Annotated in this window: 13 protein-coding genes; 8 read left to right on the top strand and 5 right to left on the bottom strand. The window is 43.1% G+C overall.

Annotation, left to right across the window (positions count from 1 at the left end):
- Nucleotides 1–46 precede the first annotated feature (46 nt).
- A complete protein-coding gene (locus J2W55_RS09520; protein ID WP_310094829.1) occupies nt 47–250 on the bottom strand; it encodes a hypothetical protein in 204 nt (67 codons plus the stop codon).
- Between the two features lie 83 nt (nt 251–333).
- Between J2W55_RS09520 and ileS the strand changes: the two genes are divergently transcribed.
- Genes ileS through J2W55_RS09535 form a run of 3 tightly spaced genes read left to right on the top strand, consistent with a single transcriptional unit; the run spans nt 334 to nt 4716 of the window.
- Nucleotides 334–3726 carry an isoleucine--tRNA ligase gene (ileS, locus tag J2W55_RS09525; RefSeq protein ID WP_310094832.1) on the top strand — a complete coding sequence of 1131 codons (3393 nt, stop codon included), beginning with the start codon at nt 334–336 and terminating at the stop codon, nt 3724–3726.
- Nucleotides 3727–4110 (top strand): TraR/DksA family transcriptional regulator, encoded by a 384-nt coding sequence (locus J2W55_RS09530; RefSeq protein WP_310094835.1) that lies wholly within the window; start codon nt 3727–3729, stop codon nt 4108–4110. It begins immediately after the preceding gene.
- Nucleotides 4111–4716 carry a lipoprotein signal peptidase gene (locus J2W55_RS09535; protein ID WP_310094837.1) on the top strand — a complete coding sequence of 202 codons (606 nt, stop codon included), beginning with the start codon at nt 4111–4113 and terminating at the stop codon, nt 4714–4716.
- Nucleotides 4717–4790: 74 nt separating this feature from the next.
- On the opposite strand, the gene J2W55_RS09540 is transcribed toward J2W55_RS09535, so the two are convergent.
- Entirely contained in the window at nt 4791–6443 is a 1653-nt protein-coding gene (locus J2W55_RS09540) for a S8 family serine peptidase (RefSeq protein WP_310094838.1), read from the bottom strand.
- A gap of 24 nt (nt 6444–6467) precedes the next feature.
- Nucleotides 6468–8009 (bottom strand): L-piperidine-6-carboxylate dehydrogenase, encoded by a 1542-nt coding sequence (gene amaB, locus J2W55_RS09545; RefSeq protein WP_310094839.1) that lies wholly within the window; start codon nt 8007–8009, stop codon nt 6468–6470.
- Nucleotides 8010–8248: 239 nt separating this feature from the next.
- On the opposite strand from amaB, the gene J2W55_RS09550 reads away from it, so the two are divergent.
- The 4 genes from J2W55_RS09550 to gldD all read left to right on the top strand — a co-directional run bounded on the left by J2W55_RS09550 (nt 8249) and on the right by gldD (nt 12245).
- Entirely contained in the window at nt 8249–9652 is a 1404-nt protein-coding gene (locus J2W55_RS09550) for a tetratricopeptide repeat protein (RefSeq protein WP_310094840.1), read from the top strand.
- 225 nt (nt 9653–9877) lie between these two features.
- Nucleotides 9878–10639, top strand: a complete 762-nt coding sequence (locus tag J2W55_RS09555) for a phosphosulfolactate synthase (RefSeq protein ID WP_310094841.1) — start codon at nt 9878–9880, stop codon at nt 10637–10639.
- Nucleotides 10640–10869: 230 nt separating this feature from the next.
- Nucleotides 10870–11670 carry a shikimate dehydrogenase family protein gene (locus J2W55_RS09560; protein WP_310094843.1) on the top strand — a complete coding sequence of 267 codons (801 nt, stop codon included), beginning with the start codon at nt 10870–10872 and terminating at the stop codon, nt 11668–11670.
- Nucleotides 11667–12245: a gliding motility lipoprotein GldD gene (gldD, locus tag J2W55_RS09565; RefSeq protein WP_310094844.1), complete on the top strand. Its 579-nt coding sequence runs from the start codon at nt 11667–11669 to the stop codon at nt 12243–12245. The genes J2W55_RS09560 and gldD overlap by 4 nt, the downstream gene beginning before the upstream one ends.
- A gap of 139 nt (nt 12246–12384) precedes the next feature.
- Here gldD and J2W55_RS09570 read toward each other — a convergent pair whose 3' ends face one another.
- Nucleotides 12385–14364 carry an alpha-ketoacid dehydrogenase subunit alpha/beta gene (locus J2W55_RS09570; RefSeq protein WP_310094846.1) on the bottom strand — a complete coding sequence of 660 codons (1980 nt, stop codon included), beginning with the start codon at nt 14362–14364 and terminating at the stop codon, nt 12385–12387.
- A 59-nt stretch (nt 14365–14423) separates the two neighbouring features.
- Between J2W55_RS09570 and J2W55_RS09575 the strand changes: the two genes are divergently transcribed.
- Nucleotides 14424–15272, top strand: a complete 849-nt coding sequence (locus tag J2W55_RS09575) for a DUF4198 domain-containing protein (protein WP_310094847.1) — start codon at nt 14424–14426, stop codon at nt 15270–15272.
- Between the two features lie 28 nt (nt 15273–15300).
- On the opposite strand, the gene J2W55_RS09580 is transcribed toward J2W55_RS09575, so the two are convergent.
- A complete protein-coding gene (locus tag J2W55_RS09580) occupies nt 15301–16347 on the bottom strand; it encodes a YjiK family protein (protein WP_310094850.1) in 1047 nt (348 codons plus the stop codon).
- Between the last annotated feature and the right edge of the window lie 71 nt (nt 16348–16418).

The raw sequence follows: 16418 nt of genomic DNA on the forward strand, positions 1-16418 counted from the left end.
TTTACGTGATTATTTTTAAATTGCTGATCAGCCGGTTAAATACCAGTTATGCGCCCCGTTTACTTTCCCGCAAATAATCAAGTATAAGAGTAATTATACTTATGATACCGGCAATGGTTAAGCCTAATGCCGCTCCCTGTACAAGATCTTTCCACTTTGAATAATGTAAAGCCGGGATAACCATTGATGCCGAAAACAGGATCAAGGCAACCAATAGCATTAATATAGTACGCTTTACTTTATTTTTCACCCGTCTAAATTAAAAAAATCATTTATAAATTCCGTATTTTTGCAACCTCTTAAAAAAGAGGTGATAAAAGGTAGAATATATAGATGTACAAGGAATATAAGCAGTTAAACCTATCGCAAACAGGCAAAGAGATACTGGAATTTTGGCAGCAGAACCAGATATTTGAAAAAAGTATCAGCAGTCGCCCGGCAAGTAACCCTTACACGTTTTACGAAGGGCCGCCGAGCGCTAATGGCATGCCCGGTATTCACCACGTAATGGCACGTTCTATAAAGGACATTTTTTGCCGTTACAAAACGTTAAAAGGTTTCCAGGTTAAGCGTAAAGGCGGCTGGGATACCCACGGCCTGCCCATTGAGCTGGCAGTTGAAAAAGCTTTAGGAATAACCAAGGACGATATCGGCAAAAAAATAAGCGTTAAAGATTATAACGATGCCTGTCGCAAAGAGGTAATGCGCTATACCGATGTTTGGAACGACCTGACCGAGAAAATGGGCTATTGGGTTGACCTTGATGATCCGTACATTACCTACAAAAATGAATATATTGAAAGCCTTTGGTGGATACTGAAGGAGTTTTACAATAAAGATCTTTTATACAAAGGTTATACCGTACAGCCGTATTCGCCAAAGTCAGGTACCGGCTTAAGCTCACATGAGCTTAACCAGCCAGGCACGTACAAAATGGTAAAAGATACTACCATAGTAGCCCAGTTTCATTTAAAGAACGACCAGCAGCACCCGCTGATGCCGGTTTTGTTTGAAGATGTAAACGAGGATACAGTAATATTGGCATGGACCACTACCCCCTGGACGCTGCCATCCAATTGCGCGCTGGCTATTGGCGAAAACATCGACTACGTTAAGCTGCGTACCTTTAATCCTTATACTTATGAGCCGGTAAGTGTGGTGCTTGCAAAAGCGCTGGTTGGTAAATACTTTAAAGCCGACGGTGAAAACGCTTCGTTCCAGGACTATAAAGGGGGTGATAAAATTATACCGTGGGAGGTAAGGGCTGAATTTAAGGGCGTTGAACTGATAGGTTTGCGGTATCACCAACTGATGCCTTATGTAAGCAATGAGGACCTGGAAAAAAATGCGTTCCGTGTGATCCCGGCCGATTTTGTTACTACGGAGGATGGTACCGGCATAGTGCATACGGCCTCGGTTTTTGGTGCGGATGACTTTAGGGCCTGTAAAGAGAATAATGTGCCATCGGTAATGGTAAAGGACGAATTTGGCAAAGATGTTCCCCTGGTTGACAAACAGGGCCGCTTTGTTGATGAGGTAACCGACTATGCCGGCCACTATGTTAAAGACGAATACTATACGGATGGAGAACGTGCCGCGCCTGATTTTAAAGGTACCGACGTATTAATAGCCATCAAGCTTAAGGAAGACAACAAAGCCTTTGACGTTAAGAAATATGAGCACAGCTACCCGCACTCCTGGCGGTCAGACGAGCCGATACTATATTATCCGCTCGATAGCTGGTTTATCCGTACCACAGCGGTAAAGGACAAACTGGTTGAGCTGAACAAAACCATTAACTGGAAGCCCGAATCAACCGGGACGGGCCGTTTTGGGAACTGGCTGGAAAACCTGGTTGACTGGAACCTTTCGCGTTCACGCTACTGGGGTACCCCCCTGCCTATATGGCGCGAAGAAAATGGCACCGAAGAAAAGTGTATTGGTTCTATCGATGAACTGAACGCGGAAATACAAAAATCAATTGACGCCGGTTTTATGCCCGAAGGCTTTAAGCTGGAAGATATGCACCGTCCCTATGTTGACGATGTAATATTAACCTCACAGGCGGGCAACAAAATGTTTCGTGAGCCCGATCTGATTGATGTTTGGTTTGACTCAGGCGCCATGCCTTACGCGCAATGGCATTTCCCTTTTGAAAACCGTGAGGCGTTTAAAAATGCCTACCCTGCTGATTTTATTGCCGAGGGGGTTGATCAAACCCGTGGCTGGTTCTTTACCCTGCACGCTATAGCAGTAATGCTGAGCGAGTGCAGCGATGAAATAAAAGCTGTAAATTCCCTGGTTGGCAACAAGGGAATTTCCTTTAAAAATGTGGTATCAAACGGCCTTGTACTTGATAAAAATGGCAACAAAATGTCAAAGCGTTTAGGTAACGCTGTTGATCCTTTTGAAACCATTAATAAATACGGCGCGGATACCGCCCGATGGTACATGATCAGTAATGCTTCGCCATGGGATAACCTTAAATTTAATGAAGAAGGACTTGATGAAGTTCGCCGTAAGTTTTTTGGTACCCTGTACAACTCTTACTCGTTCTTTGTGCTTTATGCCAATATTGATAAGTTTAAATACCAGGAGCCCGACGTGGCGCTGACCCAACGCCCCGAAATTGATCGCTGGATCATATCGCTGTTAAATACCCTGAGCCGCGAGGTTGATGGTTTTTATGCCGACTTTGAGCCAACCAAGGCTGCCCGTGCCATACAGGAGTTTGTTGATGCGCATTTTAGTAACTGGTATATCCGTTTGAGCCGCCGCCGTTTCTGGAGGTCAGATAACTCTGAGGATAAGCTGTCGGCTTATCAAACATTATATACCTGCCTGGTAACTATAGCCAAGCTGATGTCGCCCATAGCGCCTTTCTTTGCTGATCGTTTATACAAAGATTTGAATAAAGTAACCGGCAAAGAGGAATTTGAGTCGGTTCACCTGGCTTATTTCCCAACTTACCATGATGAACTGGTTGATGCCGACCTGGAAGAACGTATGCAGCTGGCACAGGATGTATCATCATTAGTGTTATCACTGCGTAAAAAGGTGGGCATTAATGTACGTCAGCCGCTCAGCAAAATATTATTGCCTATATTGGATAAAGGCTTTAAGCAACATGTGGAACAGGTAAAGGAGTTAATATTATCTGAAACAAATATCAAAGATATTGAGTACATTACAGACACCGCCGGATTTATCAAAAAGAAAATAAAGCCCAATTTTAAAGCTTTAGGACAAAAAGTTGGTAAGGATATGAAGGCCGTGGCCGAAGCTATTAATAATTTTACACAGGATGACATAGCTAAGCTGGAGAGTGATGGTGTTGTTAATGTGCTTAATGACAAATACTTAATACTGGCTACAGATGTTGAGATCATAGCAGAAGACGTTCCCGGATGGCAAGTTGCAAATTTAGGAAAACTAACTGTAGCTTTAGATGTTACCATAACCAACGAATTGAAACAGGAGGGTATATCGCGAGAGCTGATAAACCGTATCCAGAATCTGCGTAAGGGGAAAGAATTTGAGGTTACTGATAAGATAAATGTACGCGTTAGCGACCAGCCATTCATAAGTGAGGCGGTAAAAAATAATTTATCCTATATTTGCGCCGAAATTTTAGCCGATAGCATAATGCTTGATAACCAGCTAAATGATGGTGAATTGGTCACCATTGATGAAAATGAAATTTTTATTGTTATTAGTAAAATATAAATGAAAGTAGAAAACGAAAAAACCAGATATTCTGAATCAGACCTGCAAGAGTTTAAAACTCTTATTCTTGATAAACTGCGTATCGCCAAAGAAGAGTTAAACTCTCTGGCAACTTCGTTAAGTTCGCCTAATGCTAACGGAACTGATGATACAGCCGGTACTTATAAAACCCTTGAAGATGGGTCGGCAACACTTGAAAAAGAACAGATAAACCAGTTGGCTGCCCGTCAGAAAAAGTTTATTGACCAGCTGGAAGCTGCGCTGATACGTATTGAGAACAAAACTTATGGTATTTGCCGTGAAACAGGCAAACTGATACCAAAAGAGCGTTTACGTGCCGTACCGCATACCACCCTAACGATGGAAGCTAAACTAAAGCAATAAATGAAGGCTGCTTACACCAAACCTTTTTTAACTGCTATATTTATTATTCTTGCCGACCAGATCATCAAGACCTGGGTAAGATCGCATATGTTCATGGGCGAAGAGATCCATTTTTTGGGCAGCCGTGGAATGTTGCACTATACCGAAAATAACGGTATGGCCTTTGGCATGGAATGGGGAGGTGCTGCAGGAAAGCTGGCGTTAACGCTGTTCCGTATTTTTGCAGTATGCGGTATAGTTTACTGCCTTATATATTTAATAAAACATAAATACCACCGCGGCCTCATCATGAATGTTGCACTGATTTTAGCGGGTGCGGTGGGTAATATAATTGATTCAACCTTTTATGGGGTAATGTATAACTATGCCCCGTTGTTTCACGGACGTGTAGTTGATATGTTTTATTTCCCGTTGTTAAGGGGTACTTATCCTTCATGGTTCCCGTTGTGGGCCAATGAATCGTTTGAGTTTTTCAGGCCTGTTTTTAACCTGGCCGATTCGGCCATTTGTGTAGGGGTAATTATGATACTGCTATTCCAAAAGCATTATTTTAAACATGAAGCCCCGGAAGTAAACAGCCCCAACAGTGAAATGGTTGAAGAGTAAATCAATTTAAAAATTACAGAAACAAACAAAAAAGCCGCTATAAGCGGCTTTTTTGTTTTGATATTCATTAGCTCTTAATTTGCGGCTACTTGTTCGCCCTTCATTTTTGATGCTATCTGTAATGCTTTAAAGGCATTTACAATACCGCCGGTTTTGCTTAACGACGCAAAATCAACCTTAATGGTTTTGCTGCCGGGTTTAAATACCATAGTACCCGTTAAAGGCGTGGCAGATTGAAGGATAACCTGCTTAAGCTGTTTAGCGCTAAGAGAAGGATAATATTCCAATACCAAGGCCGCTACCCCCGCAGTAATGGGTGATGAAAAGCTGGTGCCGTCCTCTGTCATAAATTCAGCATCGGTATCAATGGTGGTTACTTTAACGCCGGGAGCAAACACATCCACATTTTTTTTACCGTAGTTGCTAAAATCACCCGCCAGGTGGTCGCCCAGTTTTGGTCCCGAGGCGCCAACATTTATAAGGTTATCAGCATCGGTTGAAGATCCGTCCAGGAACGTGTCATTCGGGAAATCGGGATTGGCATCCATATCTTCACTGTCATTGCCTGACGCCTGTACCAGCAATACATTTTTTGACGCGGCGTATTTAAAAGCTTCATCAAGCCATTCCTTATGCGGCGATAGTTTTTTGCCGAAACTCATGTTGATGATCTGGGCGCCGTTATCAACAGCGTAACGTATGGCGTTGGCAATGTCTTTATCGTACTCATCGCCATTTGGTACGGCCTTTATAGCCATGATCTTTATATTGTCGGCAACGCCGTTAATACCATATCCGTTGTTGCGTATTGCGCCAATAAGCCCCGCTACGCCGGTACCATGTGATGCATCTGCAAATTTAAGCAGGTTGTTGCCATAGGGCTTATTATCCAAGGTGTCAGGATTATCGCCAACAATGCGTTTGCGGGCCTCCAGGTCGGGCGACAGATCGTTATTTAACTTAGCCAGATATTCGCTCAGGTCTTTAATAATAGCAGCGTTGGTATGGTTGCTGCCTTCTTGTGAAAATATCGAATCCCAAACATATTTACTTTGTGTAAGGGTATCATTGCTCAATTTAAGCTTTACCAGATCGGCCTGCATAAAGGTTCCGTTAGCCGGTAAATTAAGCCCCCTTTTTATATAACCGCTGGTCACCATAAGGGCATTCATAATGGGTTGCAGTTGTTCAGTTTCGGTACGGGCCTTATTAACGGTGGTGTCATAAAGGGTTTTTACCCGTTTCCAGTATGCGTATTGCTTTTTATCAACAGCGTTGGTGTCGGTAATAGCCTCGTATTTTCCTTTTAGTTTGTTGTATTCCCTAACTTCTTCGGTGGTTTCATTAAAATCGGCTTTGCCATCAGGGCCGCCTAAAAAATTCCATCCGTGTATATCATCAATATAGCCGTTGTGGTCATCATCAATGCCGTTGCCCGGAATTTCCCTGGTGTTTACCCATAAAATGCTTTTCAGGTCTTTTTGCAGTGTATCAACACCGCTATCAATTGTAGCCACAACAACAGGCTTGCTTTTTTTGCCCTGTAAAAATGTATAAGCCTGTTTTAGGCTGATGCCATAAAACCCATTTTCTTTCAGATCCATCAGTTGCCAGCCTTTTGGCGATTCGGATTCTGGTTTGGGCTGTATTTGTGCCGATGCAGGTAGAATTACGGTAAATGAAACTAATAAGGTAGTGCCTGTAAGGAATTTGCGGAAATTAAACATGTACAAAAGTTAGTAATAAAAAAATTAGAGATCGAATTTGATCCCTTGTGCTAAAGGCAACGTTTTTGAGTAATTAATAGTATTAGTTTGGCGCCTCATATAAACTTTCCATGCATCAGAGCCCGATTCGCGACCACCGCCGGTTTCTTTTTCGCCACCAAAGGCGCCGCCAATTTCAGCTCCGGACGTGCCAATGTTTACGTTGGCTATGCCGCAGTCAGAACCGGCATATGACAAAAATTGTTCTGCCTCGCGCAAATTATTGGTCATTATAGCCGAAGATAAACCCTGCGGCACCCCGTTTTGTAATTCAATAGCCTCATCAATAGTACTATATTTAATAAGGTAAAGTATAGGTGCAAAGGTTTCGTGCTGTACAATTTTAAAATGGTTCTCCACCTCGGCAATGCAGGGTTTTACGTAACATCCTGATAAATAGTTGTCGCCCTCCAGTTTGCCGCCATCAACCACAAACCTGCCGCCTTCGGCCTTGCATCTTTCAATAGAATCAAGATACAGGTTTACCGCGTCATGATCAATCAGCGGGCCCATGTGGTTATGTTCATCAAGCGGGTTGCCAATGCGTATCTGCCCGTAGGCGTTTATCAGCTTTTGTTTAAAGGCTTCATAAACGCTTTGGTGAATAATAAGCCGGCGGGTACTGGTGCAACGCTGGCCCGCGGTGCCCACCGCTCCAAACACCGCTCCGATAAGCGACATGTCCAGATCAGCATGTTCTGTTATAATAATGGCATTATTGCCACCCAGCTCCAGCAGGCTTTTGCCCAAACGCGCGCCAACAGCGGCGCTGACCGCTTTACCCATACGGGTTGAGCCTGTAGCAGATATTAATGGTACGTGGGTATCCGCAGCCATCAGCTCACCAATGTTACGGTCGCCAATAATCAGGTTTGATACCCCTTCGTCAATATTGTTCCTTTTAAATACCTCCTGTGCAATGTGCTGGCAGGCAATAGCGGTTAAGGGCGTTTTTTCTGATGGTTTCCAGATGCAAACGTCGCCGCAAACCCATGCCAACAATGAATTCCAGCTCCAAACAGCCACCGGAAAGTTAAATGCTGAAATGATGCCCACAATACCCAGCGGGTGATATTGCTCATACATGCGGTGTTCGGGCCTTTCAGAGTGCATGGTTAACCCATAAAGCTGGCGGCTAAGCCCAACGGCAAAGTCAGCAATGTCTATCATTTCCTGCACTTCGCCCAAGCCTTCCTGCAGGCTTTTGCCCATTTCATAGGATACCAGGGTACCCAGGTCCTGTTTATTGGCACGCAGGGCCTCGCCTATCTGGCGTACAATTTCGCCCCGTTTTGGGGCAGGGGTGTTGCGCCAGGTTTTAAAAGCGCGTGCGGCCTGCTCAACCACCTGGTTATAATCGTTTTCGGCAGCAAATTTTACCGATGCTATTTTTTTACCATCAACCGGCGATATTACATCTTTTACGGTAGCCCCGGCGCTGCTGCCCCAGTTAGCACCAGTACTAAAAGCCTCATTAATATCGTTTATATGTAAACGTTTTAGAATATTTGAAATATCGAGGTTCATAATTGTTACTTTTGTCAAAGGTAAAAATCTTAAGGCAATTTTTCGTTTTCCCATCTTTGGCCTATTAATTGATTGTTATTAATTATCAATGCATTGCAATACAATTGTTGTATAAATGTGTGAATGTGGAAAACTTAATTGTTAATCGGACGCTTACTTGTTGTATTTTGAACTCAATAAGTCTTTACGAAGCAATAACAATTGTTAACCTAAAGCGGATGTTCTGCAAACAAAATTGAATGGAAGAAGAATTTGAATTTGGTTTTACCGAAGATCCAAAGTTTTCGGTAGAACGGTACGAGGAGATGATTCGTAATCACGACCAGTACTTTTTTGATGCCCAGGCGTTTGAGAACATTATCGACTACTACATCGAAAAAAATGATCCGGCCAAGGCACTGCAAGTAGCAGAGTATGCGCGTAACCAGCACCCTTTTGCAGCAGTTTTTTTAATTAAGCAAGCACAGTTACTGGTTGTAACCAATAAGGTAACCGAAGCTTTCGCGGCTTTAGACAAGGCTGCTATGCTGGAGGCTTCTGATGCGGATATCTATATCATCCGCGGCAATTTGTACGAAAGTATGGAGCGCTATGGCGAAGCCCTGGAAAATTATGAAAAAGCATTGGGCCTTGCCGAAGAAACCGACGAGATACTGCTGCATATTGCCTACGTTTATCAAAACATGGGCGATTATGATACCGCCATAACTTACCTTAAGCTTTGCCTTAAGCAAAATATGGAAAATCAGGATGCCCTTTACGAGCTGGCTTTTTGCTATGATGTAATGGACAACCAGCAGGAAAGCGTTCAGTTTTACCAGCAGTATATTGATAACGAGCCTTACAGTTATGCCGCCTGGTATAATTTAGGCAACGCTTATACCAAGCTGAGCCTGTTTGAAAAAGCTATTGACGCGTATGACTATGCCATACTTATTAAGGACAGCTTTGCATCAGCCTATTTTAACAAAGGGAACGCCCTGGTTAACCTGGAAAAATATGCCGAAGCTATTGAAGTGTACCGCCATACTTTTGAGTATGAACAGCCTAATGCCGATACTTATTGCGCCATAGGCGAATGCTATGAAAAGCTTGAGCAGATGGATGACGCGCGCGCTTTTTATAAGAAATCGGTTAAAATGGACCCCAAGCTGGCCGATGCCTGGTTTGGTATTGGGGTTACGCTTGATTTTGAGGAACGTTATTTTGAGGCCCTGCACTTTTATAAAAAAGCGCTTGACCTGGATATTGCCAATGCCGACTATTGGTTTGCGATTGCCGATGCCGAATATAAGCTGGGCCACATGACCGAAGCTGAACAGGCTTACGAGAAGGTGGTTGAACTAAATCCGCTTGATATTGATGCCTGGCTCGATTATTCGTCTATATTATATGAGCAGGACCGGCTGGTTGGCGCTATTGAAATTATTTCAGAAGCCATAAAAAATAACCCGGAAGCTGCTGAGCTTTATTACCGGATGGTGGCCTACCTGTTTGCCAAAGGCGAATATAATGAGGCTTTGAACCACCTGGAAATGGCCCTTACCGCCGACCCCGAGAAGCATTATATACTGTTTGACTATCTGCCTCAGCTACAAAAAAATAAGGTGATAGTAGATATTATAAACAGGTATACGAAGTAACACCCGTTAATAATGTGCAGCTGTTGATCATGTTTACTTGATCATCAGCTGCACATTTTAGTATAATGTAAGTTTCTCCCCTATTTGTGACCGCTATCAGAATTTTTACAAAAACTTCATCGTTTATACATCTGTACATTTGAAATTAGCATAACTGATATCAGTTTTTTTTCCGACATTTGCGCCATTAGAACTTTTAGTTATAGGCTATAACCAAGCATCTATATGAATTATATGATCAATGATCTCCCCGAACGCACATTAAAACCCCGTGATAAAGGCATTACCATGGTGATGGATAAAGGGCTAAGTTTAAGGCAGGTAGAAGATTTTATTGAGATTGGCGGGCCGTATACAGACATTGTTAAATTAGGCTGGGCTACATCATATGTTACGCCAAACCTGAGCGAAAAAATAAATTTATATCAGCAGGCTGGTATACCGGTATATTTTGGCGGCACCTTGTTTGAGGCTTTTATTGTACGTAACCAGTTTGATGATTACCGCCGTTTGCTGGATAAATACAAACTGGAGCATTGCGAAGTATCTGATGGGTCTATCACCATTGAGCATGATATCAAGTGCGACTATATCACTAAACTGGCCAAACAGGTAACCGTAATATCAGAAGTGGGCTCAAAGGATGTGCAAAAGATATTTGCCCCTTACAAATGGATCAAACTGATGAATGCCGAAATTGAAGCGGGCTCATGGAAGGTGATAGCCGAAGCGCGCGAAAGCGGCAACGTAGGGATCTATCGTGATTCTGGCGAGGTAAGACAGGGCCTGGTTGATGAAATACTGACACAAATACCCGAAGGAACCATTATATGGGAGGCCCCGCAAAAGGCGCAGCAGGTTTGGTTCATAAAACTGATAGGCGCCAATGTAAGCTTGGGCAATATTGCCCCTGCTGATATTATACCACTCGAAACACTGCGCCTGGGGATCCGGAGCGACACTTTCGATCATTTTTTGAATTTATAACTGACTGATCTTACTATAAGTTGAAGAGTCTTTGGATTAATTTCTGAAGGCTTTTTTTATTTCAGGCTGCTCGGTACGTGAGCTTGCCGGCAGATTTATGGGTAACGCTGCAGGATAAACCCGGAAACATTATTTTACAATATTTAAAACCCGTTGTCATTTTTTTAATTGAAAGTAATAATGGCACTTAAAGTTTTCCATTACTTATGAATTGTTATTAATATTACCACATGAAACAATATGGGCTTATAGGCTATCCGCTTTCACACTCTTTTTCAAAGAAGTATTTCACCGAGAAATTCAAAAACGAAAATATTACAGACGCTGTTTATGATATATACCCGCTTGAACACATTAAAGACCTGCAGGACCTGCTGGATGTAAATCCGCATATTGTGGGGTTAAATGTAACTATCCCGCATAAAGTAGCGGTGCTGCCTTACCTTGACTGGATAGAGCATGATGCCCGCACCGCCGGTGCGGTAAACTGTATTTGCGTAATAGCCGAAAGCCCCCTGCAGGCCGCTTTTACAGGCGAGGTAGGTGTACAGGGCCATGATTTCCGGCTGGAAGGGTATAACACCGATCTTTATGGTTTTGAGATGTCGATAAGGCCGTTGATCAGGGACACTAATGACGAAGCCCTGGTGCTGGGCGATGGCGGCGCTGCAAAGGCTGTTAAATGCGTACTGGAAAACATGGGCATCACCTATAAAACGGTTACCCGCAAACCCCATCCTGATCATATTTTATTTACTGATCTTAAACCGCACCACATCAAACAGCATAAGATCATCATTAATACTACGCCGGTTGGCACATCGCCTAAAATTGACGAATGCCCGCCCATACCCTATGAAGCTATAACCGACGACCATTTGCTGTACGACCTTATTTACAACCCCGAAGAAACCTTGTTTTTAAAAAAAGGACGCGAACAGGGCGCGGTTACCAAGAACGGTTATGAGATGCTCATTTTGCAGGCCGAAAGATCATGGGAGATATGGAACGCAAAAGATAACCGCCTATGAAATATATAGGGTTATTGGTTATAACGCTGATGCTTTTTACGGCTTGCGGGGGTAATCATGATTATTCGCCCAAGCCCCGGGGCTATTATCGCATTGCTTTTCCAAAAAAGGAATACCAGGATTATAACGCCGGTTGCCCTTATACTTTTAGCTATCCTAAATATGCTTTTATTGAACCCGATAAAACCAAGGGCGCAAAACCATGCTGGGTAAATATGCAGTTTCCGCAGTTTGGAGCTACGCTGCATTTGAGCTATCAGCCGGTAACGTCAAAAAAAGTTTTTAATGAACTGGTAGAAGATGCCCGCACCTTCGCTTTTAAACATACGGTAAAGGCAACATCGATAGATGAAGGTGTGATTAGCTATACCGACCGTAAGGTTTACGGTATTTATTATACTATTGATGGCAATGCCGCGTCATCAGCGCAATTCTTTTTAACCGATAGCACCAGGAACTATTTACGCGGTGCGCTTTATTTTAACACCGAGCCGCGTCTTGACTCCATCCAGCCCGTACTCAATTTTATAAAAAAGGATGTAGCCGTGATGATCAAGAGTTTTAAATGGAAGTAAGGCGTGACAAGAATTAAGAAATAAAAAGTGTGTCATGCTGAACTTGTTTCAGGATCTCGCAGGACAGTTATCCTGTGTGCTTTACCTTTGTAAGTGGGATGCCGAAACAAATTTGGCATGATTAATATTTACTCAAAACTCAATAAGCAAGCAGCTTATCCATCGTTTCCTCCAGCCTTGCCTTTGCCAAAAACTGGTCTTCCAGGGCTTTGTTCATAGGGATTGCCGTATCCAGGCTGCCGCAGCGCATAACGGGGGCATCCAAGTATTTAAAACAATGTTCGGCAATGTGGGCCGCTATTTCGGCGCCGAAGCCGCTGGTTAGTGTGTCTTCGTGTAAAACCAGCGCCCTGCCGTTTTTCTTTACAGTTTCTTCAACCGCTTGCTTGTCCCACGGCAACAGGCTGCGCAGATCAATGATCTCGATTGAATATTCCGGATGTTTATCAGCATACTCCAAAGCCCAGTGCACGCCAAGTCCAAAGGTGATGATGCTTGCCCGACTGCCCTGTTTTACAATATTAGCTTTGCCAATCTTTATCAGGCAGTCATTATCGGGTACTTCGCCGCTGATGCTGCGGTAAAGATATTTGTGCTCAAAGTAAATTACCGGGTTTGGATCATCAATAGCGGCCAGCAGCAAACCTTTGGCGTCAGCCGGGAACGCCGGATAAACAACTTTAAGCCCTGGGGTTTTGGTAAACCAGGCCTCATTACTTTGCGAGTGAAAAGGCCCGGCACCCGTGCCTGCGCCGGTTGGCATACGGATCACCATATCAACGGCCTGGGCCCAGCGGTAATGCGTTTTGGCCAGGTTATTAATGATCTGGTTAAAACCACAGGTAACAAAGTCGGCAAACTGCATTTCAACTATGGCTTTGTACCCGTTTAATGCCAGGCCCATGCCGGCCCCAACAACGCCCGACTCACAAATAGGCGTGTTCCGTACCCGCTCTTTGCCAAATTCGTCAACAAACCCCTGGGTTATTTTAAACGCGCCGCCATATTCGGCAATATCCTGGCCCATGATCACCAGGTTGGCGTACTTACGCATACCCTGCCGTAATCCGTCGCTTATGGCATCAATATAACGTTTATTGGTTGCCGGCGTTGCGGGAGGGTTTTCCGCGGGGAATTGGTAGGGGTGATACATATCCCTTACCTCGGTTGCCATATCAGGCAAAATATCGGGTTCGTTATACACCTTTTCAAATTCAGATTCGATAAGTGTGGTCATCTCTTTTTTGATGACAGGGATCCATTCGGGCAGCAGCACACCCTCACTTAGTAAGTATTGTTCAAAGTTTAACACCGGATCTTTTCCGGCCCACCATTCAAATAAATTTTGCGGAACATATTTGGTGCCCGATGCTTCCTCATGGCCACGCATCCTGAAGGTCATGCATTCCAATAAAACCGGTCGCGGATTTTCACGGATGCTTTGGTTAATGTCTTTGATAGTATGGTAAACCTCCAGTATGTTGTTGCCATCAATGCGGCGGCCCTCAATGCCGTAGCCTATGGCCTTATCCACAAGCTTAAGGCAATTGTACTGCTCATTAACCGGGGTTGAAAGGCCGTAGCCATTATTCTCAATTAAAAATATTACGGGCAGGTTCCAAACCGAGGCAATGTTAAGGGCCTCGTGGAAATCGCCTTCACTGGTAGCGCCCTCACCTGTAAATACCAGTGTCGATTTTTTTTGCTGCGATAGAACATCAGCCAGGGCAATACCATCGGCCAGGGCCAGCTGCGGCCCAAGGTGTGATATCATACCGATGATCCTATGTTCCTGTGTCCCGAAATGAAAAGAGCGATCGCGCCCTTTGGTAAAGCCCGACGGCTTGCCCTGCCACTGCGCCATCAATCTGGCAAGCGGAATATCTCTGGTGGTAAAAACGCCGAGGTTACGGTGCATTGGCAAAATGTACTCATCGTTTTGCATGGCCAGCGTACTGCCAACCGCAATGGCTTCCTGCCCTATTCCTGAAAACCATTTGCCAATACGCCCTTGTCGTAAAAGGATCAACATTTTCTCCTCAACCAGTCGCGGCAATAGCAATTTTTTGTAAAAAAATGTTAAATTTTCGTTATTCAGGTCTTTACGGTCAAAAATCATACTGTAAAACTACTGAAGTTTTTAAAACTTTGTATGTTTGATGATCCTATCTAAAAACTATGAAACGAATCGGTTTTTTATTGTTCGCGCTATTATTGATCATTGGTTTTGCCGCCAGTTCGCAGGATTATTTTTTGCTTCCTCAAAGCTTTTATATGAAAAAGGGGGATAAGCTTAACCTGCATCTTTTAAGCGGTAATGAATTTCAAAAAGATGCGGAATATAAGTATGAACCTAAAAAGATCTCGAAATTCATGTTGTATGAAGGGTCAAAAAGAACAGATCTGAGTGGTTCAAAAGATACATCAGCCAATGTGCTTAACTATCAGCTTGAAAACAGTGGCCTGGCTTTAATTGAACTGGTAAAAAGTGAAAGTATAGAATCTGAAAGGAACAAATTCTTAAAATACCTGGATAACGAGGGGTTGGATAAAATAGCTGAAGACGCGAAGAATAGCAATCAGCAGTATTTTGTTGAAAAATCAAATCGTTATTTAAAAACCCTGATCGCTGTTGATAAGGCCAACGGCAAGGACTTTGACAAACCTTTGGGCGAAGATTATGAGATAGTTATACAGCAAAATCCCTACAAAAGCAGTTATGGCGATGATGTAACGGCCCAGGTTTTGTTTAAAGGGAAAGAGTTGAAGGATGCTGTAGTTATTGTATATGTTAAAACCATAAACGGCAACGTGTTTCCGCAAAAGTTAAGTACCGATGCCCAGGGCCAGGTTTATTTTAAACTAAGCCGTGAGGGCATTTATATGATCAGTTCGGTACATGTTGAAGCATCGACCGATAAAAATGCTGATTTTGAAAGCTGGGGCGCAACCTTCACCTTTGCTTTCAGCAATGCCGACAGTATGCCAAATACCTATAAAGAATTTGGATTGGGGGATAAGCATTGAACCAGGATTTAATCCCGCTTATATCTACTTAAAAAGCAATATAGCCAAACGTGCTTAATTGCCTGTAACTCCTATTGGCATCTGTAATGATCAAAGCGCCTTTACGGTAAAGTGTTATGCCCTCCCAATTGTTTTTTGGTGCCGGAAAGGCCGACGTAACCTGTTTCCAGCTTGTATCATTGCGGTTATTGAGCGTTACAATACGGGCATAGCTGGTTGTTTTTGCTTTTAAATAGTCGGCGTTACGGGTTAGGCTGTCTTGCAGATCCGGGATGGCTTTTTTTATTTTTTCTTCCTGGTTTTTTATTATATCGTTATTGAGGTAGGCATTATAGTCGCCGTTCCAAAAGTAATTGATACCATAAATTTTATCATCACTGGCAGCGGCAATATCTGTGATCCTGAAATATAAAAATGGCGTTTTTATCTGTTCAGGAGGCATTTTAAAAGAAGTATCTATTAAATACCCACTGCCTCCCTCAGGGTTTGCGTTAAATTCGTAATAAGCCAGTAACTTTTTTTCTTTTGGTACCCAGGTTACACTTTCAAAGCCGGCATTTTCAATATGAAGCGGTCTTTTAAGTGTTTTAACATCAGGGTCAATTATTATTTCATTTTTACTGGCATTCAACTTACCTTTCAGTAAAAAGCAATAGTTATAAGTATCATCGGTTTCTATGGATAAGAATACGGTATTATTTACAATGGTAATTGCCTCAAAACCTTCATAATAGGTTTTTACAGAGTCGGGAAGTTTATCCAGATTTTTAACGGTGATACTTCTGTAAATGGATAAGGCTGCGTCTTTACCGTCTATAACCCGACCAATGCTATCAGCAAGTATTGAGTATATGAAGAAATCGCCGTCAAGTTTGATCTTTTTGTGATCGCCATACTGCGGTATAAGATAAAGCCGGTTGTCATACATGGTCATACCCGAAAATTCTTCATATACATTGTTGATAGCAGGAGGGAGCGCTATGGTTTTAAAGGTGTTTTGAGCGCTTACGCTAAACGAAGTGCATATAATTGCCGCTGCTATCAGCAATACATACCGGTACTGTTTTTTATACATAAGCAAGGGGTTAATATGCAGTATAAATATAGCATATAAATCACATCCCTTAAGATAATGTGATGCACAAT

The organism is Mucilaginibacter pocheonensis (assembly GCF_031456535.1).
GTDB classification, from domain to species: domain Bacteria; phylum Bacteroidota; class Bacteroidia; order Sphingobacteriales; family Sphingobacteriaceae; genus Mucilaginibacter; species Mucilaginibacter pocheonensis.